19 protein-coding genes are annotated in these 21,698 nt (G+C 74.9%); 17 read left to right on the top strand and 2 right to left on the bottom strand.

Features of this window, described 5'->3' with window-relative positions:
* Positions 1-23 precede the first annotated feature (23 nt).
* Positions 24-296: a LysR family transcriptional regulator gene (locus A2CP1_RS12520; RefSeq protein ID WP_012633620.1), complete on the bottom strand. Its 273-nt coding sequence runs from the start codon at positions 294-296 to the stop codon at positions 24-26.
* A gap of 133 nt (positions 297-429) precedes the next feature.
* Between A2CP1_RS12520 and map the strand changes: the two genes are divergently transcribed.
* The 3 genes from map (at position 430) to A2CP1_RS12505 (ending at position 4,933) form a co-directional block, all read left to right on the top strand.
* Positions 430-1,179, top strand: coding sequence for a type I methionyl aminopeptidase (map, locus tag A2CP1_RS12515; protein WP_012633619.1), 750 nt, complete (start codon positions 430-432; stop codon positions 1,177-1,179).
* Positions 1,180-1,367: 188 nt separating this feature from the next.
* Entirely contained in the window at positions 1,368-3,653 is a 2,286-nt protein-coding gene (locus A2CP1_RS12510; protein WP_012633618.1) for a PAS domain S-box protein, read from the top strand.
* Positions 3,654-3,796: 143 nt separating this feature from the next.
* Entirely contained in the window at positions 3,797-4,933 is a 1,137-nt protein-coding gene (locus tag A2CP1_RS12505; protein ID WP_245529771.1) for a sensor histidine kinase, read from the top strand.
* Between the two features lie 5 nt (positions 4,934-4,938).
* Here A2CP1_RS12505 and A2CP1_RS12500 read toward each other — a convergent pair whose 3' ends face one another.
* Positions 4,939-5,505, bottom strand: a complete 567-nt coding sequence (locus tag A2CP1_RS12500) for a TetR/AcrR family transcriptional regulator (RefSeq protein ID WP_041450507.1) — start codon at positions 5,503-5,505, stop codon at positions 4,939-4,941.
* 276 nt (positions 5,506-5,781) lie between these two features.
* On the opposite strand from A2CP1_RS12500, the gene A2CP1_RS12495 reads away from it, so the two are divergent.
* From A2CP1_RS12495 to A2CP1_RS12430, 14 genes are all read left to right on the top strand, one after another.
* Positions 5,782-6,885 carry an efflux RND transporter periplasmic adaptor subunit gene (locus tag A2CP1_RS12495; protein ID WP_012633615.1) on the top strand — a complete coding sequence of 368 codons (1,104 nt, stop codon included), beginning with the start codon at positions 5,782-5,784 and terminating at the stop codon, positions 6,883-6,885.
* 12 nt (positions 6,886-6,897) lie between these two features.
* Positions 6,898-9,984: an efflux RND transporter permease subunit gene (locus tag A2CP1_RS12490; protein WP_012633614.1), complete on the top strand. Its 3,087-nt coding sequence runs from the start codon at positions 6,898-6,900 to the stop codon at positions 9,982-9,984.
* 25 nt (positions 9,985-10,009) lie between these two features.
* Positions 10,010-11,374, top strand: a complete 1,365-nt coding sequence (locus A2CP1_RS12485; protein ID WP_012633613.1) for a TolC family protein — start codon at positions 10,010-10,012, stop codon at positions 11,372-11,374.
* A 44-nt stretch (positions 11,375-11,418) separates the two neighbouring features.
* A complete protein-coding gene (locus A2CP1_RS12480; RefSeq protein ID WP_012633612.1) occupies positions 11,419-12,438 on the top strand; it encodes a sigma 54-interacting transcriptional regulator in 1,020 nt (339 codons plus the stop codon).
* A 566-nt stretch (positions 12,439-13,004) separates the two neighbouring features.
* Complete coding sequence (locus A2CP1_RS23770; RefSeq protein WP_232288197.1) at positions 13,005-13,217, top strand: phage tail protein; 213 nt, start codon at positions 13,005-13,007, stop codon at positions 13,215-13,217.
* A 150-nt stretch (positions 13,218-13,367) separates the two neighbouring features.
* Positions 13,368-13,673, top strand: coding sequence for a hypothetical protein (locus A2CP1_RS12470; protein ID WP_012526402.1), 306 nt, complete (start codon positions 13,368-13,370; stop codon positions 13,671-13,673).
* Positions 13,673-14,983 (top strand): CCA tRNA nucleotidyltransferase, encoded by a 1,311-nt coding sequence (locus A2CP1_RS12465; protein WP_012633610.1) that lies wholly within the window; start codon positions 13,673-13,675, stop codon positions 14,981-14,983. Before A2CP1_RS12470 ends, A2CP1_RS12465 begins: the two co-directional genes overlap by 1 nt.
* An 18-nt stretch (positions 14,984-15,001) precedes the next feature.
* The gene (locus tag A2CP1_RS12460; protein WP_012633609.1) at positions 15,002-16,255 is read left to right on the top strand and encodes a hybrid sensor histidine kinase/response regulator; all 1,254 of its coding nucleotides are present in this window, start codon (positions 15,002-15,004) and stop codon (positions 16,253-16,255) included.
* Between the two features lie 43 nt (positions 16,256-16,298).
* Positions 16,299-17,354 (top strand): tRNA 2-thiouridine(34) synthase MnmA, encoded by a 1,056-nt coding sequence (gene mnmA / locus A2CP1_RS12455; protein WP_012633608.1) that lies wholly within the window; start codon positions 16,299-16,301, stop codon positions 17,352-17,354.
* Between the two features lie 99 nt (positions 17,355-17,453).
* The gene (gene kamD, locus A2CP1_RS12450; protein WP_012633607.1) at positions 17,454-19,028 is read left to right on the top strand and encodes a lysine 5,6-aminomutase subunit alpha; all 1,575 of its coding nucleotides are present in this window, start codon (positions 17,454-17,456) and stop codon (positions 19,026-19,028) included.
* The gene (locus tag A2CP1_RS12445; protein ID WP_012633606.1) at positions 19,025-19,573 is read left to right on the top strand and encodes a hypothetical protein; all 549 of its coding nucleotides are present in this window, start codon (positions 19,025-19,027) and stop codon (positions 19,571-19,573) included. Before kamD ends, A2CP1_RS12445 begins: the two co-directional genes overlap by 4 nt.
* Positions 19,570-20,337, top strand: coding sequence for a lysine 5,6-aminomutase subunit beta (gene kamE, locus A2CP1_RS12440; RefSeq protein WP_012633605.1), 768 nt, complete (start codon positions 19,570-19,572; stop codon positions 20,335-20,337). Before A2CP1_RS12445 ends, kamE begins: the two co-directional genes overlap by 4 nt.
* Entirely contained in the window at positions 20,337-20,732 is a 396-nt protein-coding gene (gene kal, locus A2CP1_RS12435; protein ID WP_012633604.1) for a 3-aminobutyryl-CoA ammonia lyase, read from the top strand. The genes kamE and kal overlap by 1 nt, the downstream gene beginning before the upstream one ends.
* Positions 20,733-20,777: 45 nt before the next feature.
* Positions 20,778-21,596 (top strand): beta-keto acid cleavage family enzyme, encoded by an 819-nt coding sequence (locus A2CP1_RS12430; RefSeq protein WP_012633603.1) that lies wholly within the window; start codon positions 20,778-20,780, stop codon positions 21,594-21,596.
* Positions 21,597-21,698: the final 102 nt, after the last annotated feature.

Below are 21,698 nucleotides of genomic sequence, written 5' to 3'. Positions count from 1 at the left end.
GTCTCGCGAGCTGCGCTCCACCGTCAGTCGTCGCTGCCGCCCGCGCCCTTCGTCCGCTCGATCGCGACGTCCACCTCCGCCAGGATCCGCCGTGCGTGGGAGAGGAACACCTCGCCGGCGGGGAGGAGCCGCATGCCGCGCGGCGTCCGCTCGAACAGGCGCGTCCCGAGCTCGTCCTCGAGCGCGAGGATGTGTCGCGACAGGGGCGGCTGCGTGAGGTGAAGCTTCCGGGCGGCGCGGCCGACGTGGCCCTCCTCCGCGACCGCGACGAAGGACTGGATGTACGTGAGGCTCACGGGCCGAACCTACCTGAACGACGCTCCGTGTGTCAGGTCCCAGCGGCGGCCTGGCCTCGGAGGCCCGCGAGCGGCCTCCCGGATACCGAGACGGTATTGGATCGCCGCTGCGCCGCGCTGGCAGGCTGCAGGCATGGGCATTCCGCTCCTGGGTGGGCCGGCGGTCGAACGGATGAGGCAGGCGGGGAAGGCCGCGGCGGCGACGCTCGCGCACGTCGGCGAGCGGCTCGCCGCGGGGATCAGCACCGCGGACATCGATCGCTGGGTGCGCGAGGACACGGCGCGCCGCGGCGGCACGCCGAGCCAGCTCGGCTTCCACGGCTTCCCCGCGGCGGTCTGCACGAGCCGGAACGAGGTCGTGTGCCACGGCATCCCGCGCGCCGCGGAGCGGCTGCGTCCCGGCGACATCGTCAACGTGGACGTCACCACGCGCCTGGATGGCTTCCACGGCGACACCTCGGCCACGTTCTGCATCGGAGACGTCTCCGCCGACGCGCGGCACGTGGTGGACGTCGCCCGCCGCTGCCGGGATGCCGGCATCGCGGTGGTGCGGCACGGCGTCCGGCTCGGGGACGTCGGGGCAGCCATCGAGGAGGTCGCGCGCGCGGAAGGCTGCAGCGTGGTGCGCGACTACGGCGGGCACGGCATCGGGAAGGCGATGCACGGCCCGCCGACCGTGATGCACGTCGGTCCGAGGGGGCAGGGCGTGAGGCTGACGGCGGGGATGGCCATCACCATCGAGCCGATGGTGAACCTGGGCCGGCCGGAGGTGAGGCTGCTGGCCGACGGGTGGACCGTGGTCACCGCGGACGGAAGCCTCTCGGCGCAGTTCGAGCACACGGTGGTCGTGACGCGCGACGGCTGCGAGGTGATGACGGGGTGAGCCTGCGCCAGCGCGCGGGATCCCCTCTCGCGGGGAGGCGTCCCCACTCCAAGCGGTGAGACCGGGGGGCCGATCGTCGCCCTGGCGGCGCGCCGGCGCCGGAAGCACGCGGGGACGCACCCCGGAATACACCCGTCCCGTCCCCCGGTTCGCTAGAGTTCAGCTCGCGCCGGTACCGGGGGTACTCGATGAGCACGCAGCGCACGGTCGGTTCCGCATCGCTGACCGATCTCCTGTTCGACGAGGCAGCGGTCGGGCTCTGCCTGGTGGCGCCGGACGGCACGATCGTCCGGGTCAACGCGCCCTGGCTCCGCTCGACCGGGTTCACGCACGAGCAGGTCCTGGGCGAGCACATCGTGAGCCTGTTCCCCGGCACCCGGGACATGGCGCTCGCGATGCACGCCCGCGCCCGTGCCGGCCACCGCGTCGAGGTCCCGCGTCACGCACAGACCGTGAACGGGCGCGAGACGTGGTGGGAGGGGAGCATCGCGCCGGTCGCGATGGAGGGCGGGACGGGGCTGCTCATCACCGCGCGCGAGGTGAGGTCGGGGCCGGGCGAGCAGCCCCCGGGCTGCGCCTCCTGCACGGAGGTCGTGGACCGGCTCCTGGCCTGCGTGCCGGAGGGCATCACCATCGCCACCGGACCGGACGTGGTCACGATCGCGAACAGCCGGTACGCGGAGGAGCGGCTGCTCGGGAGCTGGAACCGGAGCGTCGGCCTCTCGATGGAGCAGTGGCTCGCCCGCGTCGAGCACTACCTCCCGGACGGGAAGACGCCGGCCGCGGTCGAGGATCTCCCGCTCTGGCGCGCGACCCGGCGCGGCGAGTCGGTGCGAGACGCGGAGCTGGTCGTGAGGCGGCCCGACGGCACGCGCATGTCCGTCACCTGCAACGCCGAGCCGGTCCGGGACGCCGCCGGCGACGTCGTGGGCGGCATCGTGGCCTGGCGCGACGTCACCGAGCAGCGGCGGCAGCAGGCGGCGCTGCGCACCACCGAGGAGCGCTTCCGGCTGCTCGCGGAGGCGATGCCGCAGATCGTGTGCGTCCTCGCGCCCGACGGCGCGGTCGAGCTGGTCAACCGTGCGTGGACCACCTTCTCGGGCCTGGACGTGGCCGCGACGGCCCGCACCGGGTGGGAGCGCGTCCTGCATCCGGACGACGTGCAGGCGGCGCGCGAGTGCCGGTACCAGGCGCTGAAGCGTCTCGAGCCCCAGGACGTGGAGCTCCGGTACCGCGCCGCGGACGGGACGTACCGCTGGTTCCTGTCGCGCCTCGCGCCCGTGGTGGAGGGCGGCCGCGTGGTGCGCTTCATCGGCGCGGGCATGGACATCGAGCGGCGCAAGCGCGCCGAGGCGGAGCTGCGCGACGCGAACGCGAAGCTCGTCGAGGCCGACCGGCGGAAGGACGAGTTCCTGGGGATGCTCAGCCACGAGCTGCGCAACCCGCTCGCGCCCATCCGCAACTCGAGCTTCATCCTGCGGCACGCGGCGCCCGGGAGCGACGCGGCGAGCCGCGCGCAGCAGGTCATCGAGCGGCAGACGGGGCACCTGACGCACCTGGTGGACGACCTGCTCGACGTGACGCGCATCTCGCGCGGCAAGATCGAGCTGCGGCGCTCGACAGTGGATCTGCGCGAGGTGGTCCTTCGCGCCGCGGAGGACTTCCGGCTCCCGCTGGACGATCGCGGCGTCTCGTTCCGCGCGTCGGTCCCCGAGGCGCCGGTCCGGGCGCACGTCGACGCGACGCGGATCACGCAGGTGGTCGGGAACCTGCTCACGAACGCGGCGAAGTTCACCCGGCGCGGGGACGAGGTGATCGTGTCGCTCACGGTCGAGGAGGGCGAGGCCGCGATCCGCGTGAGGGACACCGGGGCCGGGATCGACCCGGCCATCCTGGCGTCGATCTTCCAGCCGTTCGTCCAGGGGGAGCGGACGCTGGCGCGGAGCGAGGGAGGGCTCGGCCTCGGGCTGGCGCTCGTGCGGGGGATCGCCGAGCTGCACGGCGGCGCTGCCTCGGTGACGAGCGAGGGCAAGGGCAGGGGCGCCGAGTTCCTCGTGCGGCTCCCGCTCGGCCAGGGCCAGCCGTCGGCGCCCGTGGACGGGCGAAGCGCGGGGACGGCGCGGAGCGGCCGCAGGGTGCTGGTGGTGGACGACAACGTGGACGCCGCCGAGACGCTCGCCGAGATCGTCACCATGCTCGGCCACACCGCCGAGATCGCGTTCGACGGGCCGGGCGCGCTCGACAAGGTGCGCACCGGCCGGCCCGACGTGGTGCTGTGCGACCTGGGCCTGCCGGGCATGAGCGGCTACGACGTCGCGGCGGCGATCCGGGCCATGGCAGGCGAGCGCGTGCAGCTCGTGGCGGTCTCCGGGTACGCGCAGCCCGAGGACGTGAAGCGGGCGACGGACGCCGGGTTCGACGCGCACGTCGCCAAGCCCGCGGATCTGACCTTCCTGGAGGCGCTCCTGGCGTGAAGGCGCCGGTCGGCACCGGGTGACGGCGGCTCGGACCGGGGCTCGTCCGCGTGGCCGTCCCCGCCGACGAGGCTGGGCTCGCGCGAGGGCTCGTCGCAGGATGGCGCGAACACGGGAGGCTCGCCTTGTACGCTCCGGAATCGGTGCCCTCTCCAGCGCTCGGCGACGGTCGAGGCGCGGCCGAGGTCGTGCTCGAGTCGCACTTCCTCCTTCGCGCGGTGTTCGAGGAGGCCCCCGTCGGCATCGGGATGCTCGACCCGGGCTTCCGGTTCGTGCGCGTGAACCCGAAGCTCGCTGCGCTCAACGGGATCCCTGCCGAGGCACACCTCGGCAGGACACCGCGCGAGCTGTTTCCGGCGCTCCCGATCGACGACCTGGAGGCGATCTGGCGCCGCGTGCTGGACACCGGGAAGCCGGTGCTCGGCTACGAGTTCTGCGGCGAGACGCCGGCCGCGCCGGGCAAGACCCGGTGGTGGCGGGAGGACTGGTTCCCGGTCGTGGCGCACGGGCGCGTGGTCGGCCTCGCCTTCGTGGTCGCCGAGGTGACCGAGGAGAGGCGCGCGGGGGAGCTGCAGCGTCTCCTCGTGGGCATCGTGGGCCACGACCTGCGAAACCCGCTGGCGGTGATCACGACCAGCGCCCGGCTGCTGTTCGCGGGCGGGCTCGGCGCGCGAGAGGCGGACGCGGTCCGGCGCATCGACCGGGCGGCGCGCCGCATCGAGGCGCTGGCTCGCGACCTCCTCGACTACACGTGCATGAGGGGCGGTGGCAGCCTCGGCGTGAGGCCTCGGCCCGGGGCCGACCTGTCCCGGATCGTCGAGGCCGCCGCCGAGGAGGCCCGGGTCGCCTACCCGGGCGTGGTCCTCGAGTGCAGCGCGGGCCCCGACGTGCAGGGCGAGTGGGACGAGGATCGGTTGGCCCAGCTCGCCGGGAACCTGCTGTCGAACGCGGCCAAGTACGGGACGCGCGGCGAGCCCGTGGTGGCGCGCGTGTACGCCGACGGCGACGAGGTGGTCCTGGAGGTCCACAACGGCGGCACTCCCATCCCGGTCGAGCGCCTTCCGCGCGTGTTCGACGGCCTCTCGCAGTGGACCGACGAGCGGATGCGGCAGGGCGGCATCGGCCTCGGGCTGTTCATCTGCCGCGAGATCGTGCGCGCGCACGGGGGCACCATCGAGATCGCCTCGACCGAGGCCGACGGGACCACCGTGCGCGTCCAGCTGCCGCGGAGCGCGCCCGGGCCCGACGGCGGGGTCGCGACGCCTCGCGGCGCCGGCTGACGGGGTCAGCGCTCGGCGCGGCGGACCGCGGCGCCGGCGCGGGCGCCGGCGAGCACCAGGTCCACGAGCTGCTCGATGTACGCGAGGCTCGGCTGCTCGCTGCGCACGAACACGTGGAACTGGAGCGTGGCGTAGATCGGCTCGATGACCAGCTCGGGGTCGGTTCCCCTCGGGAGCTCGCCCCGGACGATGCTCCGCTCCACCGCTGCGACGATGGGCTGGTTGGCGCGCTCGGTGACGAGGCGTCCCAGGGCCCGGAGCTCCGGGTCGTCCAGCACGCCCATGTTCGCGCGCAGGAGGCCGATGGCGCGCTCGCGCCCCCGCGTGTCCTCGAGGAGCCGCACGCGCGCGACCTCGATCAGGTCGCCCCGCAACGTGCCGGTGTCGCGCGCCTTCGGGAACACGTCCACGAGCCGCAGGAGCGCGGCGCGGACCAGGTCGGCCTTCGTGGGCCAGCGGCGGTAGACGGTGGTCTTCGAGACGCCGGCGCGCTCGGCGACCGCGTCGAAGGTCATCCGGGCGTAGCCGGCGCGCGCGAGCAGGTCGAGCACCGCGTCGAGCACGTCGTTCACGACCCGTGCACTCCGGCCGCCGGTCCGGCGGCGCGGCTCGCTGGAGGGAGGGCGGGCGCGGTCCATGGCGTCCCATCCGTAACAGAGTTGCGTTAGGTCGGCAACAAAGGCGACCAGGGACTGCATGCCGATGCCATAAAAATCGCTTAAAAATCATATTATTATAAATTAACGCAACTTATCGGTTGCGTTTACAGCACGAGACGAGCAGATTAACGAAACTTTCAGTTGCGTTAGCCAGCCGGACCCGCTCGGCCCGGCGCCCCGAGGCCCCCGATGATCCCGTCCCGACGCTTCCTCCTGATCTCCACCCTCGCCGCCGCCACGCACCTCGGCTGCTCGCGCGGCGACGCCGCGGCGCTGCCCAGCGCGAAGGGCGAGCAGCCCGCCCTGGCGGTGCGGGCCGAGCGCCCCCGCGAGCGCCTGGAGGGCGAGACGGCGCGCGCCACCGGCGAGCTGCGCGCGAAGCTGCAGGCGACCGTCTCGGCCAAGGTCTCCGGGACCATCCTCCGCGTCCGCGCGCAGGTGGGCGATCGCGTCCGCAAGGGCGACCCCATCGTCGAGCTCGATCCGGCGACGATCGCCATCCAGCTCGACCAGGCCCGCGCCGCGCGCAAGATGGCGCTCGCGGTCCGCGACAACGCCCGCTCCGATCTCGCCCGCACCGAGCAGCTCGCGCGGGCGGACGCCGCGGCGCCGGCGGTCCTCGACAAGGCCCGCGCGGGCGCGCAGCAGGCGGAGGCCTCGCTCGAGCAGGCCGACGCCCAGGTGCGGCTGCTGGAGCAGAACCTCCGCGACCTGGTGGTCCGGGCGCCGTTCGACGGCGTCGTCACGGCCCGCCCGAAGAACGTCGGCGACTACCTCGTGACCATGCCACCGACGCCGGTCGCGACGGTGGTGGCGTCGGACGCGCTGGAGGTGCGCCTCTCGGTCCCCGAGGGCCTGGTGGACCCCCTGAAGCCGGGCGCGGCGCTTCGCGGCCGGAGCATCCCGGGCGGCGCGCCGTTCGAGGCGAAGGTGACGAGCGTGGGCGCCACGGTGGACCCGCAGACGCGGTCGGTCGAGGTGCTGGCCGACGTGCGCGCGGCCGCGGGCGCGAGCGTCGGCGCGCTCCGCTCGGGCGGCCTCGCCGAGGTGGACCTGGGCGGCTCGTCGGCGGCGCAGGGGCCGTTCGTGCCGGCGCAGGCCGTGGTGCGGGAGGGGGCGCGCCGGTTCGTGTGGGTGGCGGACGAGGGCGTGGCGCGGCGCCGCGAGGTGCAGGCAGAGCCGGTGACGCCGCAGTGGACGCGCGTGCGCGCCGGCCTGTCCGCGGGCGACGCGGTGGTGGTCGAGGGCGTGGCGGGGCTGATCGACGGCGCGCGCGTCGCGGTCGCGCAGTAGCGGGAGCGAGCCATGGACGTGATCAAGACCTTCATCACCCGGCCGGTGTTCACCGCGATGCTCGTGCTCGCGGTGGTCGTCTTCGGCCTGAACGCGTACCCGAAGATCGGCGTCGACCAGTTCCCGGACGTCGACATCCCGGTCGTCACCGTCACCACCGTCCTCCCGGGCGCGGACCCGGAGTCCATCGAGCGCGACGTGAGCGATCCGCTGGAGGAGGCGCTGAACGGCCTCGCCGGCCTGGAGAGCATGCGCTCGGTGAACGTCGAGTCGGTCTCGCAGGTCATCCTGCAGTTCTCGCTCGAGACCAAGGTGGACGTCGCCGCGCAGGACGTTCGCGACCGGGTCCAGGCGACGCTGTCGAAGCTCCCGGACGACGCCGACCAGCCCATCGTGGAGAAGCTCGACGTCGGCGCCGCGCCCATCCTGACCCTGGCACTGTCCGGCCCGGTGCCGCCGGAGGAGCTGACGCGGCTCGCGGACGACGTGCTGAAGCCGGCTCTCCAGCGGCAGGGCGGGGTCGGCTCGGTCGAGGTGGTGGGTGGGCGCGAGCGCGAGATCCGGATCCTGGTGGATCCGGCCCGGCTCCGCACGTTCGGCGTGGCGGCCTCGGAGGTGGCGCAGGCGGTCCGCGGCGGAAGCGTGGACGTGCCGGCTGGCCGCGCCGAGGATCCGCGCGCCGAGGTGGTGGTGAAGGTGAGCGGCGAGGCGCGCTCGGTGGACGAGCTCCGCGACCTGGTGGTCGCGAACCCGGGCGGCGCGCCGGTGCGGCTCCGCGACGTCGCCGACGTGGTGGACGGGCCGGCCGAGGCGCGGTCGGCGGCGGCCGACGACGGGCGGCCGGCGGTGGCGCTGGTGGTGAAGAAGCAGTCCGGCGCGAACACGGTGCAGGTGGCCGAGCGCGTCACGGGCGCGCTCGCCGGGATGCAGCAGCTGCTCCCGGAGGGCGCCCAGCTCCGGGTCGTCCGAGACAACTCCAAGTTCATCCGCGCCTCCATCGACGGCGTCAAGGAGGACCTCGTCCTGGGCGGCCTGCTGGCGGTGGCCATCGTGCTCCTGTTCCTGCGGAGCTGGCGCACCACCATCGTCTCCGCGCTCGCGCTGCCGACCTCGGTCATCGGCACGTTCGCCGCGATGCACGCGCTCGGCTACACGTTCAACGTCATCACCATGCTGGCGCTGACGCTGTCGATCGGCCTGCTCATCGACGACGCCATCGTGGTCATCGAGAACATCAGCCGGCACGCCGAGCACGGCGAGCCGCCAGTCCGGGCAGCGCACGCGGGGACGAAGGAGATCGCGCTGGCGGTGCTGGCGGTGACGCTCGCCATCCTGGCCGTCTTCGTCCCGGTGGCGTTCATGGAGGGCATCGTCGGCCGCTTCTTCTCGGCCTTCGGCATGACGGTCGCGGTGGCGGTCGCCATCTCCTACCTCGTCTCGATGACGCTCACCCCCATGGCGTCGGCGTACGTGCTCCGCGCGCACGGCGAGCCGGGACGGATCTCCCGCGCCATCGAGCGGGCCCTCGCGGCCGTCGAGCGCTTCTACCGGCGCGTGCTGGGGTGGGCGCTCGACCACGTCCCGGCCACGCTCGCGATCGCCGTGGCGCTGCTGGTCGCGACGGTGGGCCTGGGCCGCTTCCTGCAGTTCACGTTCATCCCGGCGCAGGACATGAGCGAGCTGAAGGTGACGCTGGAGCTCCCCGCGGGCACGCCGCTCGAGCGCACCGCGCGCGAGCTGGAGGCGCTGCGCGCGCAGCTCGCCGCCGTGCCGGGCGTCACGCACGTGTTCACCACCGCCGGTGGCGGGGTCCAGGAGGAGGTGCACAAGGGCGAGCTGACCGTCACCGTGGTGCCGATCGCGGAGCGCTCGTACTCCCAGGAGGACGTGAAGGCCTGGCTGCGCAGCGGGCTCCGCCGCCCGGCCGACGCGCAGGTGGCGGTGCAGGACATCGCGATGCTGGCGGGCAGCGGCTCGCGGCCGCAGCCGGTGCAGTTCAACGTCCGCGGCCAGGACTGGGCGGAGGTCGTCGCGGCGGCCGAGAAGGTCCGCGCGCACATGGGCGCGAGCCCGCTATTCTCCGACGTGGACTCCACCTACCGCCCCGGCAAGCCGCAGGTGACCGTGCGGGTCGACCGCGAGCGGGCCGCGTCGCTCGGCATCCCCGTGGCGACGCTCGGCACCTCCGTCCGCGCCTACCTCGGCGGCGACGACTTCGCCAAGTTCCGCCAGGGCACCGACAGCTACGACATCCGGCTGAGGCTCCCGCCCGACGCGCGCGGCGCCGATCGCCTCGGCGAGCTCACGGTGCGGTCCGCGGCGGGCCAGCTGGTGGAGCTCCGGAACGTGGCGAGCCTGGTGGAGGAACCGACCCTGTCGCAGATCGACCGTCAGGAGCAGCTGCGGCAGGTCACGCTGCTCGCGGACCTGCCGCAGGGCGCGAGCCTCGGCGCGGCGATGCAGGACCTCTCGGCGTTCGCCGCGAAGGAGCTGCCGCCCACCGTCATCACCGACTTCGAGGGGCAGGGGAAGGAGCTGGGCAAGACCGCCGGCGCGTTCGTGCAGGCGCTGCTGCTGGGCGTCGTGCTCGTCTACATGATCCTCGCGGCCCAGTTCGGGAGCCTGCTCGACCCGTTCACCATCATGCTCTCGCTGCCGTTCGCGGTGATCGGCGCGCTCGGGGCGCTGCTCGCGACCGGGCAGTTCATGTCCATCTTCGCGCTCATCGGGATGATCATGCTGATGGGCCTGGTGACGAAGAACGGCATCCTGCTGGTCGAGTTCGCGAACCAGCTGCGGGAGCGCGGCCGCTCCGCGCGCGACGCGCTCCTCGAGGCCGGGCCCATCCGCCTGCGGCCGATCCTCATGACGACGGTCGCCATGATCGCCGGCATGGTGCCGGTGGCGCTGGCCCGGGGCGACGGCGCGGAGATGCGGGTGCCCATGGCCATCGCGATCATCGGCGGCCTCGTCACCTCCACCATCCTCACCCTGGTGGTGGTGCCGGTGTTCTACCAGCTCCTGGACCGCCTGAAGCGGCGGCGGCGCGTCGAGCTGCTCGAGTCGCCGCCCGAGGTCGAGCGGCCCACCGGGACGTGATCCCCCAGCTCACAGGAGCGCCAACATGATCCGCACCACCCTCCTCGCGGCCCTGGCCGCGATCCCGCTCGCCGTCCGCGCCGAGGCGCCGCTCACGCTCGCCGCGGCGCTCGCGGAGGCCGAACGCGCCAGCCCCGACCTCGTCGCAGCCCGCGCGCGGCTCGACCAGGCGCGCGCCGCGTCCGACCGCGTCCGCGCCGGCTACCTGCCGCAGGTGAAGGCCGGCGCCACGTACACCCGCAACTCCGAGGAGGCGAAGCTGGAGCTGCCGGTCGGCTATACGATCCGCGACGTGGGGACGCCGACCTCGGGGGCGGGCCTGCCCGGCGCCCCGACGTCCTACGCGGTCGTCCCGTCGCAGGTGGTGGGCGCGACCATCCAGGCGCGGGATCAGCTCGGCGCGCAGCTCGAGCTCACCCAGGCCATCCTCGCGCCGCAGCTCTGGTTCGCGATCGACGCGGCCGGCGCGAGCGCGCGCGCCTCGGCCCAGCAGGCGGAGGCGGCGCGGCGCGAGCTGCGGTTCGGCGTGGCGCAGGCGTTCTACGGCGCCGCCGCGGCGGAGCAGGCGGTGCAGGTCCAGGAGCGGCAGCTCTCGGTGGCGAGCCTGCACGAGCGCGACGCGCAGGTGCAGGTGCAGGCCGGCACGGCCGCTCGCATCGTGCTGCTGCGCGCGCAGATCGACCGGGCCCGGGCCGAGGAGGACCTCGTCCGCGCGCGCAACGGGCTCGCCGGCGCGAAGAGCACGCTCGCGGCGCTGCTCGGCCGCGGGGAGGCCACGGACTTCGCGCTGGCGCAGCCCCCTGCGCCGGACCTGCCCGCCGACCTCTCGCCGCTCGAGGACGAGGCGGTGCGCCTGCGGCCGGAGCTGCGGGCCGCCGGCGCCGCCGTCGAGGCGGCGACGGCCTCGCGGCGGGCGGAGACCGCGCGCTACCTGCCCACGCTCGGCGCCTTCGGCCAGGCGCGCTGGTCGAGCGTCGCCGGCTTCACCGGCAAGGAGGAGAGCTGGGCGGCGGGGCTGTCGCTCCAGTGGGAGCTGTTCGACGGCGGCGCCCGCGAGGCCAGCCGGCGCGAGGCGGGCGCGCGGCTCGTCGAGGCGGAGGCCGCCCGCGCCTCGCTGGCGCTGCAGGCCCGCGACGAGGTGCGCCGCGCGCGCCTGGATCTCGCCTCGGCCCGTGCGAACCGGGCGAAGGCCGAGGAGCAGGTGGCGCTCGCCCGCGAGAACCAGCGCCTGGTGGAGGTCGCGTTCCGCGCCGGTCAGGCGACGTCCCTCGAGGCGACCGACGCGAACGTGGCGCTCGCCACCGCCGAGCTGGGCGCGGTGAACGAGGGGCTCGCCGCGGATCTCGCGGCGCTGCGGCTCCTGCGTGCGGCGGGGAGGTACGGCGGGTGACGGGGCGAGCCGCCCTCGGGCGCGGCGAGTGGGGGAGGTCGCCGATGCGTCGCACGAACCTGGGCGAGGCGGAGCGAGGCGACGCCGGGGGCGTCGCGGCGGACGGGCTCGTGGCCGAGTCGCCGCGGATGCGCCGGCTGCTGGCGGACGTCGCGCGGATCGCGCCGAGGGACGTGACGGTCCTGCTGCGGGGCGAGACCGGCACCGGGAAGGAGCGGGTGGCGTCGCTCCTCCACGCGCGGAGCCGCCGCGCGGCGGGACCGCTCGTCCGGTGCAACTGCGCGGCGATCGCGGCCGAGCTGGCGGACGCGGAGCTGTTCGGCGCGGTGCGCGGCGCGTTCACCGGCGCGGTCGAGTCGCGCCGCGGGTTCTTCTCGGCGGCCGACGGCGGCACGCTGGTGCTCGACGAGATCGGCGAGCTGCCCCGCGCGCTGCAGCCCAAGCTCCTGCGCGCGCTGCAGGAGGGCGAGCTGCAGCCGGTGGGCGCCGGCCGGGTCGAGCGCGTGGACGTGCGCGTGGTCGCGTGCACCAACCGCGACCTGGAGGCGGAGGTGCGCGCCGGCCGCTTCCGCGAGGACCTCTACTACCGCCTCGCGGTGGTGGAGCTCGTCGTGCCCCCGCTGCGCGACCGCCGCGAGGACCTGCCGCGCCTCGCGGTCGACCTCGCGCGCGAGCTCGGTCAGCGGTTCGGGGTCGAGCGCGTGCGGCTCTCGCCCGCGCTGCTCGGGCGCCTGCAGCAGGCGGACTGGCCCGGCAACGTCCGCCAGCTCGAGAACGCGATCGCGCGCATGATCGCGCTCTGCCCGGGCCCGGTGCTCGGGCCCGAGGCGATCGCGGTCGTGTTCCCGACCGCCTCCGGCGCCGCGCGCGACACGGCGCCCGTCGCCCGGAGCGCGCCCCCGCTGGAGGAGCTGCCGCTGCGGGCGCAGCTCGACGGGCTGGAGCGGCGGGTGATCGCGGCGATGCTGGCCGCGACCGGCGGGAACCAGTCGGCCGCGGCCCGCCGGCTCGGCCTCGCCCGGACCGTGCTGATCGATCGCCTGAAGAAGTACGGCCTCCTGTGACCGGGTGAGCCACGTCGAGCCGCGCGTGGAGGGCTCGACGTGGGCCGGCCATGTCCCCCGCCGACGTGGCGGGCGGGGACACCCATCCCGCATGCCCGCTGGAGCGAGCCCGCGGACCCACCGTATGCCTCCGCTTCCACAGGAGGTGGGTTCGCGTGATCGTGAGAAGGACGTGGCTGCTCGGTGCGCTCGTCGTGGCCCTGGCGGCGTGCAAGGGATCCTCGGGCGAGGACGGGACGGCGGGGCAGGCGGGGCTGCAGGGGCCACAGGGGCCGGAGGGCCCCGCGGGTCCGGCCGGGCCGCCGGGGCCCGCGGGGCCCGCGGGCGAGGCCGGGCCGATCGGTCCCGCCGGCGCGCCCGGGCCCGCTGGCGCGACCGGCCCGGCGGGCGCGACCGGCCCGGCGGGCGCGACCGGTCCTGCGGGCCCGGTCGGCGCGCCGGGACCGATGGGGCCGGCCGGCTTGCAGGGGCCGCAGGGGCCCGAGGGACCTCCGGGGCCGGACTCACGCTTCGGGGAGCCCGGCTACGCCGTCGACGGGCGCGGCCGCGAGTGCACCATCGGTGAGGTGTGGCTCGTCGCCGGCTCCGTCGCGGGCGCGACGCCGGCGCGCGGGCAGCTGCTGTCGATCAGCTCGAACACCGCGCTGTTCTCGCTGCTCGGGACGCTGTACGGCGGCGACGGCAGGACCACGTTCGCGCTGCCCGACCTCAGCCAGGCGGCCCCGAACGGCCTCACCTACGTCATCTGCACCCAGGGCATCTTCCCGGCGCGCCTCTGAGCCGGCGCCGCCGCTCGACATCGTCCGGAATCGCGCGCCCGGCCGCCCGGCCGGCGCGCGCTCCTCCCTTCGCGGATCCTCGCCCCGCCCGGCGCGTTTCGGGTTACGTTGCGCCCGCTCGCTCGTCGGACACGGTGGAGGCTTGTGAGGATGGAGGAGAAGCTCGCGTCGCTCGCGCCCGGGCGCCTGGCCGTCATCATCGAGGAGGGCCTGCGGGGGCACCACGTGCTCTTCGAGCCCGACCAGATCCGCGCCGCGTACGCGGTGCCGGACGAGCCGGTGACGCGCGAGGAGGCCGACGCGCTCGGCGAGGCGCTGCTCACCATCTGCCGCGACCCGCTCCCGGTGGCCCGCGGCGCGGTGGGAACGCTCGACGAGGGCACGCGCCTCGCGCTCATCCGCCTCTACTTCCGCCTCCTCGATCGCGCCGGCGAGGAGCTGCGCAGGATGCACTGATGCGGCCGCCCGCCGCCCTCGAGCAGGCGCGCTTCCCCGAGGCGATCCTGGACGTGCTCCGCCGCCTCTCGGCCGCGGGGCACCGCTCCTGGCTGGTCGGCGGGGCGGTCCGCGACCTGCTCCTGCACCGCCCCCGCGCCGCCACCGACTTCGACGTCGCCACGCCGGCCACGCCGCGGCAGGTCATGGCGCTGTTCCGGCGCGTCATCCCGACGGGCATCGACCACGGCACCGTCACCGTGCTGGTGGGCGACGAGAAGGTCGAGGTCACCACGTTCCGCGGGGAGGGCGACTACGTGGACGGCCGCCGTCCGGCCTCGGTGACGTTCCTGGCCGAGCTCGAGGCGGACCTGGCCCGGCGCGACTTCACCATGAACGCGATGGCGTACGATCCGCTCCAGGCGGACTTCCGCGATCCGTTCGACGGCCGCGTGGACATGAGCCGCCGGCGCATCCGCGCGGTCGGCGAGCCGGCCGCGCGCTTCGGCGAGGACGGCCTCCGCGCCATGCGCGCCGTCCGCTTCGCGGCGCAGCTCGGCTACCGCCTCGACCCTGCCACCCGCGCCGCCATCCCCGGCGCGCTCGAGGTGGTCCGCAAGGTGAGCGTGGAGCGCGTCGCCGAGGAGCTGTCGCGGCTCGTGCTCGCCGCGCACGCCGGGCCCGCGCTGCTGCTGCTCCGCCGCACCGGGCTCCTCGGGGTGGTGCTGCCCGCCATCGCCGCGCTCCCGCTCTCCGCCTACCGGCACGCGGCCTCGGTGGTCCGTCACGCCCCCGCCGAGCCGGCGCTGCGGCTCGCGGCGCTGCTGCACGGGGTTGGCCCCGAGGAGGCCTCGAAGATCGTGTTCGGCCTGCGGCTCCCCCGCCGCCTGTCCGACGAGGTCGGGACGCTCCTCCGGGCGTACGCCTGCCCGGCGGCGCGCCACCCGGCCGCGCTGCCGGACGCGCCGGCGGACATCCGGCGGTGGCTCGCGCGCACGGGCCCGCAGCGCGTGCCGGCGGTGTTCGAGCTGGTGTCGGCGGAGCTCCGCACGCTCTCGCCCGCGCACCGCGCCGCGGTCGCGCCGGAGGTCTCGCGGGCGCGCGCGGCCATCGACGCCGAGCTCGCGGCGGCGCCACCGCTCGCCACCGGCGACCTCGCCCTGGATGGGCGTGCGGTGATGTCGCTGCTGGGTGAGGGGCCCGGTCCCCACGTCGGCGAGGCGCTCCACCACCTGCTCGACCGGGTGCTGGAGGATCCTGCGCAGAACACGCGCGAGGCGCTCGCGGCCGAGCTGCGCCGATGGTGGGCCGGTCGGACCGGGGCCTTATAATTCAGGCGGGGTTTCGCGATGCCGCGGGTGCTGCTCATCGAGGAGGACGGGCCGCGCCGCGACCGGGCGCGAGCCCTGCTCGAGGCCGAGGGGTTCGCGGTGGACGCGACCGGCTCCGGCCTCGACGCCATCGCCCGCGCGCTCTCGCTCCCGCCCGACGTGATCGTCGCCGACCTGCGCCTCCCGGATCTCGAGGGGCACGCGCTCGCGGCGCGGCTGAAGCGCGAGCGGTCGCTGCAGGCGGTGCCGTTCGTGGCGCTGGGCGAGACGCAGGAGGATCACGACCTCGCGCTCGCGGCCGGGGCCGACGGCTTCGCGTCGCGCGAGCCGGACGCGCGCCTGGGCGAGGAGGTGCGCGCGTTCCTCGGGGGGAAGCGCGAGCGGCTCAGCGAGGACGGCGAGCGCGCCGGGCTGCGGGCGTTCTCGGGGACGCTGGCGGCGCAGCTCGAGTCGGCGGTCGCGGGCGAGCGCCGCGCCGCCGAGCGGCTGATCGAGGTGGACCGGCTGAAGAGCGCGTTCATGCACAACCTGGCGCACGAGCTCTCCACGCCGCTCACCCCGCTCGCCGGGTACCTGCGCATCCTCCAGTCCGACAAGCTGGGCCCGCTGCAGCCGCAGCAGCGCCGCATCGTGGAGGCGATGCTCGGCTCGGTGGCGCGGCTGAGCCGCATCGTGGACAACCTGTCCGACTTCGCAAGCCTGCAGGCGGGGCGCGCGCCCATCGTCGAGCAACCGGTGGTGCCGGACCAGTTCGCCGACGACGTGGTGGCCGAGCACCGGCCCGCGATCCGCGACGCGCGGCTGCACGTGGCGGTGTCGCACGCGGGCGGCGGGGCGGTGCTCGCCGACGCGCGCAAGCTCCGGCAGGCGCTCTCCAACATCGTGTCGAACGCGGTGAAGTTCTCGCCCCACGGCGGCGAGGTGCTGGTGGAGGTCGGGCGCGAGCCGGGGCGGCTGCGCTTCACCGTCTACGACCAGGGCCCCGGCATCGGCGCGGCGGAGCTGGAGCAGGTGTTCGAGCCGCTGCACCACGCGGCGGCGCGGGCGGGGGAGGAGGCCCGGCTGCCGGGCTCCGGCCTGGGGCTGCCGGTGGCGCGGCGCATCGCGGAGGCCCACGGCGGGCGGGTGTGGGTGGAGAGCCCGCCGCGCACCCAGCCGGCGAGCGTGGCCCGCCACTTCACCGGCTGCAAGTTCGTGCTGGAGATTCCGGTCCGCCCGGCCGACCAGCCCCCCGCGGATCCGGCGGCGCCGCCCAGCGCCTCGCTCGGTTGATCCGCGCCGCGGGCGGCGGTACACCCCCGCCTCCGGACCTGCCATGCGCATCCTGGTCGCCATGTCGGGCGGGGTCGACAGCTCGACCGCCGCCGCCCTCCTCGCCGGCCACGGCCACGAGGTGATCGGCGTCACCATGCGCGTGGCCGACTACTCCGACGTGGCCCGCGGACGCTCCTGCTGCGCGCCCGACGACGTCGAGGACGCGCGCGCGGCGGCGCGGCGCCTCGGCATCCCGTTCTACGTGGCGAACGTGGAGGCGCGCTTCCGCGAGCGCGTCATCGATCGGTTCGTCGACGACTACGTCGAGGGCCGCACGCCCAACCCGTGCGTCGCCTGCAACACCGAGGTGAAGTTCGACTGGCTGCTGGCCCGCGCCCGCGCGCTCGGCGCGAAGCTCGCGACCGGGCACTACGCCCGGGTCGAGGAGCGGGGCGGGCGGCGCGCGCTGCTCACCGCCGCGGATCCGGCGAAGGACCAGAGCTACTTCCTCTACGGCCTGGGCCAGGACGCGCTCCGCGACGTGCTGTTCCCGGTGGGCGCGCTGGCGAAGCCCGTCGTGCGGGCGGAGGCGGCGCGCGCCGGCCTGGCGGTGGCGGACAAGCCCGACTCGCAGGAGATCTGCTTCGTGACGCGCGGTGACGCGGGGGACTTCGTGGCGCTGCGCGCGCCGGCGCGGATCCGGGCGGGCGAGATCGTCTCCACCGCGGGCGAGGTGCTCGGCCGCCACGACGGCGTGCACCGGTTCACGGTGGGGCAGCGGCGCGGGCTCGGGATCGCGGGCGCGGTGCCGCGCTACGTGGTCCGGCTGGACGCCGCGACGGCGCGGGTGGTGGTGGGCAGCGCCGAGGAGGCCTCGCGCGACCGCTTCGAGGTGCGCGAGGCGAGCTGGGTGTCCGGGGCGCCGCCGGCGGGCCCGGTCGAGCTGCGGGTGAAGGTGCGGCACCGGCACGAGGGCGAGCGCGGCACCGTGCGCGCGGTGTCGGGCGGCGCGGGCGCCGACGTCCGGCTGGCGCGGCCGGTGCGCGGCGTGGCGCCGGGGCAGGCGGCCGTCTTCTACGCGGGCGACGAGGTGGTGGGCGGCGGGCGCATCGCCTGAAGCCGGAGGCGGGCGGCTCGGCGGGCGTCCTGGACCACCCGGCAGGGCCCGGCTGGAAGCTTGCCCATCAGGGCACGACGGCCTAATCCATGAGCCGCCATGCAGCTCAGCGACGGCCGCCACGTCCCGGATCTCCACCTCGATCGCGCGCAGGTCGAGCGCTGCCGCGCGCTCGCCGACCGCATCACCGCCCCGGTGCTGGAGTTCGTGGGGCGGCACACCACCGTCTCGATCGAGCGCACCGTCCTGCGCCTGTTCGGCCTGCACGACGCGGGGCCGCGTGGCGTACCGCTGGTGAACATGGCGGTGGACGCGCTCCACGAGAAGCGGCTGCTGCATCGCGGCGCCGCCTACTGGATGGGCTACGTGATGCGCCGGGGCGCCACCGACCCGCTCGCGATCGTCGAGCGGATGGCGGCGCTCCCCTCCGACCCCGAGCCGCTGCCGCCCGCCGAGGAGCATGCGCTGCTGGCGGAGATGCGGGGCGAGGCGCGGGCCGGCGTGGACGAGCTGCGGTCGCGGGTGCAGGCGCGCGACGCGCTCCGGGCGGAGCTGGGGGTGGGGCCGCGGCCGCACAAGTACCTCATCGTCGCGACCGGCAACATCCACGACGACGTGGAGCAGGCCCGCGCCGCGGCGCAGGCGGGCGCCGACGTCATCGCCGTGATCCGCTCGACCGCGCAGTCGCTGCTCGACTACGTCCCCCACGGCGCGACCACCGAGGGCTACGGCGGGACCTACGCCACCCAGGAGAACTTCCGGATCATGCGCGAGGCGCTCGACGACGAGTCGCGCAAGCTCCGCCGCTACGTCCACCTCACCAACTACTCCTCCGGCCTGTGCATGCCGGAGATCGCGTTCTCGGCGGCGTGGGAGCGGCTCGACATGCTGCTCAACGACGCGATGTACGGGATCCTGTTCCGCGACATCAACATGAAGCGGACCCTGTGCGACCAGCACTTCTCCCGCCGCATCTGCGCGCTGGCCGGGATCCTCATCAACACCGGCGAGGACAACTACATCACCACCGCCGACGCGGACGAGGCCGCGCACACCGTGATCGCCTCGCAGTTCGTGAACGAGAGCTTCGCGCACCGCGCCGGCCTGCCCGACCGGCTCATCGGGCTCGGCCACAGCTTCGAGATCGACCCGGAGCGCGAGGACACCATCGCGCGCGAGCTGGCGCAGGCGCTGCTCGTGCGGACGCTCTTCCCCGACGCGCCCATCAAGTACATGCCGCCCACCAAGCACAAGCAGGGCGACATCTTCTTCAGCCACGCCTACGACATGATGTCCGACGTGGTGGGCTGGGTCACCGGGCAGGGCATCCAGCTCCTCGGCATGATGACCGAGGCCATGCACAACCCCTTCCTGATGGATCGGTACGTCGCGCTGAAGGGCGCCGACTACGTCTACCGGGCCTGGCGCTCGATGGGCGCCGAGATCACGTTCCGGCCGGGCGGCATGGTCGAGTCGCGGGCGCGGGAGACGCTCGGCAAGGCGCTGGCGCTGCTCGAGGAGGTGGCGCGGGACGGCCTGCCCGCGTCGATCGCCCGGGCGCGCTTCGGCGACGTGGCGCGCGCCGAGGACGGCGGCAAGGGGCTGTCCGGCGTGGTGCCCCGCGATCCGGCGTACTTCAACCCGTTCCTCGAGATCCTGGAGGGCGCGCGATGATCCGCACCCGATCCCCGCGGCGCGCGGCGCTCGCGCTCGCCCTGGCGCTCGGACCGCTCCTGCTGGGCGGCTGCGCCGGCCTCCGCGAGGCGCTCTCGCCCGCGCCGGAGGGCGTCCCCTCCGGCCGGCCCGGGTGGCTCGTGTACACGGTGGGTGCGCTGCGCTTCGAGGCGCCGGAGACGTGGCGGGCCTCCGGCTCGGCCCGCAAGCTGCGGCTCGAGGCGCCGGACGGGAACGCCCGGCTGGACGTGTCCACGCCGGAGCAGCCGTTCGAGGGCGAGCAGGCCTGCCTGGCGGACGCCGAGGCGGTGCTGAAGCGCGGCGAGGCGATGGAGCGGGCCCGCCGGCACCCCACGCGCTTCGCCGGCGCCCGCGCGTTCTCGTTCGAGGGCGACTCCGCCGGCTGGCACGTGTGGGCGTGGGCGGCCTGCGACGGCGGCAGCCAGTACCAGGTCTTCTTCACCGCGCGCACCCCCGCCGGCGCGGAGGCGATCGACGCCTGGCGGACGCTGTCGAGCAGCGCGCGCATCGGGGGGCAGGCATGACGCTGCACGAGTGGGAGCCGGGGCAGGTGGTCCGCCCGTACGGCGACCGGCGCGACGACGGCGTGGTGCAGCTCTCGTTCGTGCTGCCGGTCCCGCCCGGCGAGCGGGCCCGCGAGGCCGCCGCCGAGGTGGCGCGCAAGATGGGGCTGGAGCAGGTGCATGTCGCCGCCATGGAGCCGGCGGCCGATCGCTACACGTTCTTCGTGGTGTACGGGCGCAGCACCGTGGCGGTGGACTACGGGCGCATCCAGGTGCCCGAGGTGGTGGTCCGCAAGAAGGGCTTCGACGAGCTGAACGCCTACGCGCTGCGCGAGGTGGGCCGGCGCATCGTGGTGCTGGGCGCCTGCACCGGCTCGGACGCCCACGCGGTCGGCATCGACGCCATCATGAACATGAAGGGCTACGCCGGCGACTACGGCCTCGAGCGCTACGCGTGCTTCGACGCCACCAACCTGGGCGCGCAGGTCGAGAACCAGCGCCTGGCCGAGCTGTGCCGGGATCGCCAGGCCGACGCGGTGCTGGTCTCGCAGGTGGTGACCCAGCGCGACGTGCACAAGGAGAACGCGCGCCAGCTGCTCGACGCGCTGGAGCGGCTCGGGATCCGCGGGCGCATCACCACCATCCTGGGCGGCCCCCGCATCGACCACCGCCTGGCGCTGGAGCTGGGCTACGACGCCGGCTTCGGCCCGGGCACCAGGCCGTCCGACGTGGCGAACTTCGTGGTCGGGTCGGTCCTGAAGCGCATGGGCAAGGAGATGCACTGATGGCCCCGGTGAAGGCGACGCTCCGGCTGCGCATGTCGCAGGCCGACGCGCACTACGGCGGCAACCTGGTGGACGGCGCGCGCATGCTGGCGCTGTTCGGCGATCTCGCCACCGAGCTGCTCATCCGCCACGACGGCGACGAGGGGCTGTTCCGCGCCTACGACGCGGTGGAGTTCCTCGCCCCGGTCCACGCCGGCGACTACGTCGAGGCGGAGGGCGAGATCGTGAAGGTGGGGAACACCTCTCGCGCCATGCGCTTCGAGGTGCGCAAGGTGATCTCGCCGCGGCCGGACCTCTCCGACTCCGCCGCCGAGGTGCTGGCGGAGCCGGTGGTGGTGTGCCGCGCGACCGGCACCTGCGTCGTCCCCAAGGACAAGCAGCGCGTCGCGCGCTGAGCCGGTCCACCCGTTCGGCCGCGCCGGGCGCGGCTGGGAGGTCCCATGGCCGAGAAGACGATCGTGACCGCGGCGGTGGTCGGCGCGGAGGTGACGCGCGCCCAGAACCCGGCCGTGCCCTACACGCCGGAGGAGATCGCCCGGGCCGCGGTGGACGCGGGACGGGCCGGCGCGGCGGTGGTCCACCTGCACGCGCGCTGGCCCGACGGCCGCCCCTCGCAGGCGCCGGAGCACTTCCGCGAGATCATCGACCGCATCCGCTCGGCCGGCAGCGACGTGGTGATCCAGTGCTCGACCGGCGGCGCGGTGGGCATGTCGCTCGACGAGCGGCTCGGCTCGCTGGTGGAGGGCGCCGAGATGGGCACGCTCAACATGGGCACCATGAACTTCGGCGACGAGGTGTTCGTGAACACCCGGCCCGACCTGGTGAAGGTGGCGGGCCGCCTGCGGGAGCGGCGCCTCGTGCCGGAGTGCGAGGTCTACGACGCCGGCATGCTGGACACGCTCCGGTGGCTGCTGGAGAAGGGCCACCTGGCGCAGCCCTACCACGTGCAGTTCGTGCTGGGCGTGCCGGGCGGCATGGCCGCGAGCGAGCGGAACCTGCGCTTCCTGGTGGAGGGGCTGTCCGAGGCGGTGCACTGGTCCGTCGCCGGGGTGGGGCGGTTCCAGCTCTCCATGGTGGAGCTGGCGGCGCCGATGGGGGGGCATGTGCGCGTCGGGCTCGAGGACAACCTGTACGCGGCCAAGGGCGTGCTGGCGAAGGGCTCGGACGAGCTGGTCTCGCTCGCGGTGCAGCGCGTAAGGCGCGCCGGGCGCGAGCCCGCCACGCCCGCCGAGGCGCGCGCATTGCTCGGGATCACGTGAGCCGCGCTGCGCGTCACCGCGCGCGTGTCCTTCCCTTCGCTGGCTTGACGCTCCCGGAAGGGGAGGCTACCTTCGCGCGGTTTCACGCGGGGGACGCGCGCT

Source organism: Anaeromyxobacter dehalogenans 2CP-1 (genome assembly GCF_000022145.1).
Taxonomy (GTDB): Bacteria; Myxococcota; Myxococcia; order Myxococcales; family Anaeromyxobacteraceae; genus Anaeromyxobacter; species Anaeromyxobacter dehalogenans.
This window is presented reverse-complemented; position numbering and strand designations above follow the sequence as displayed.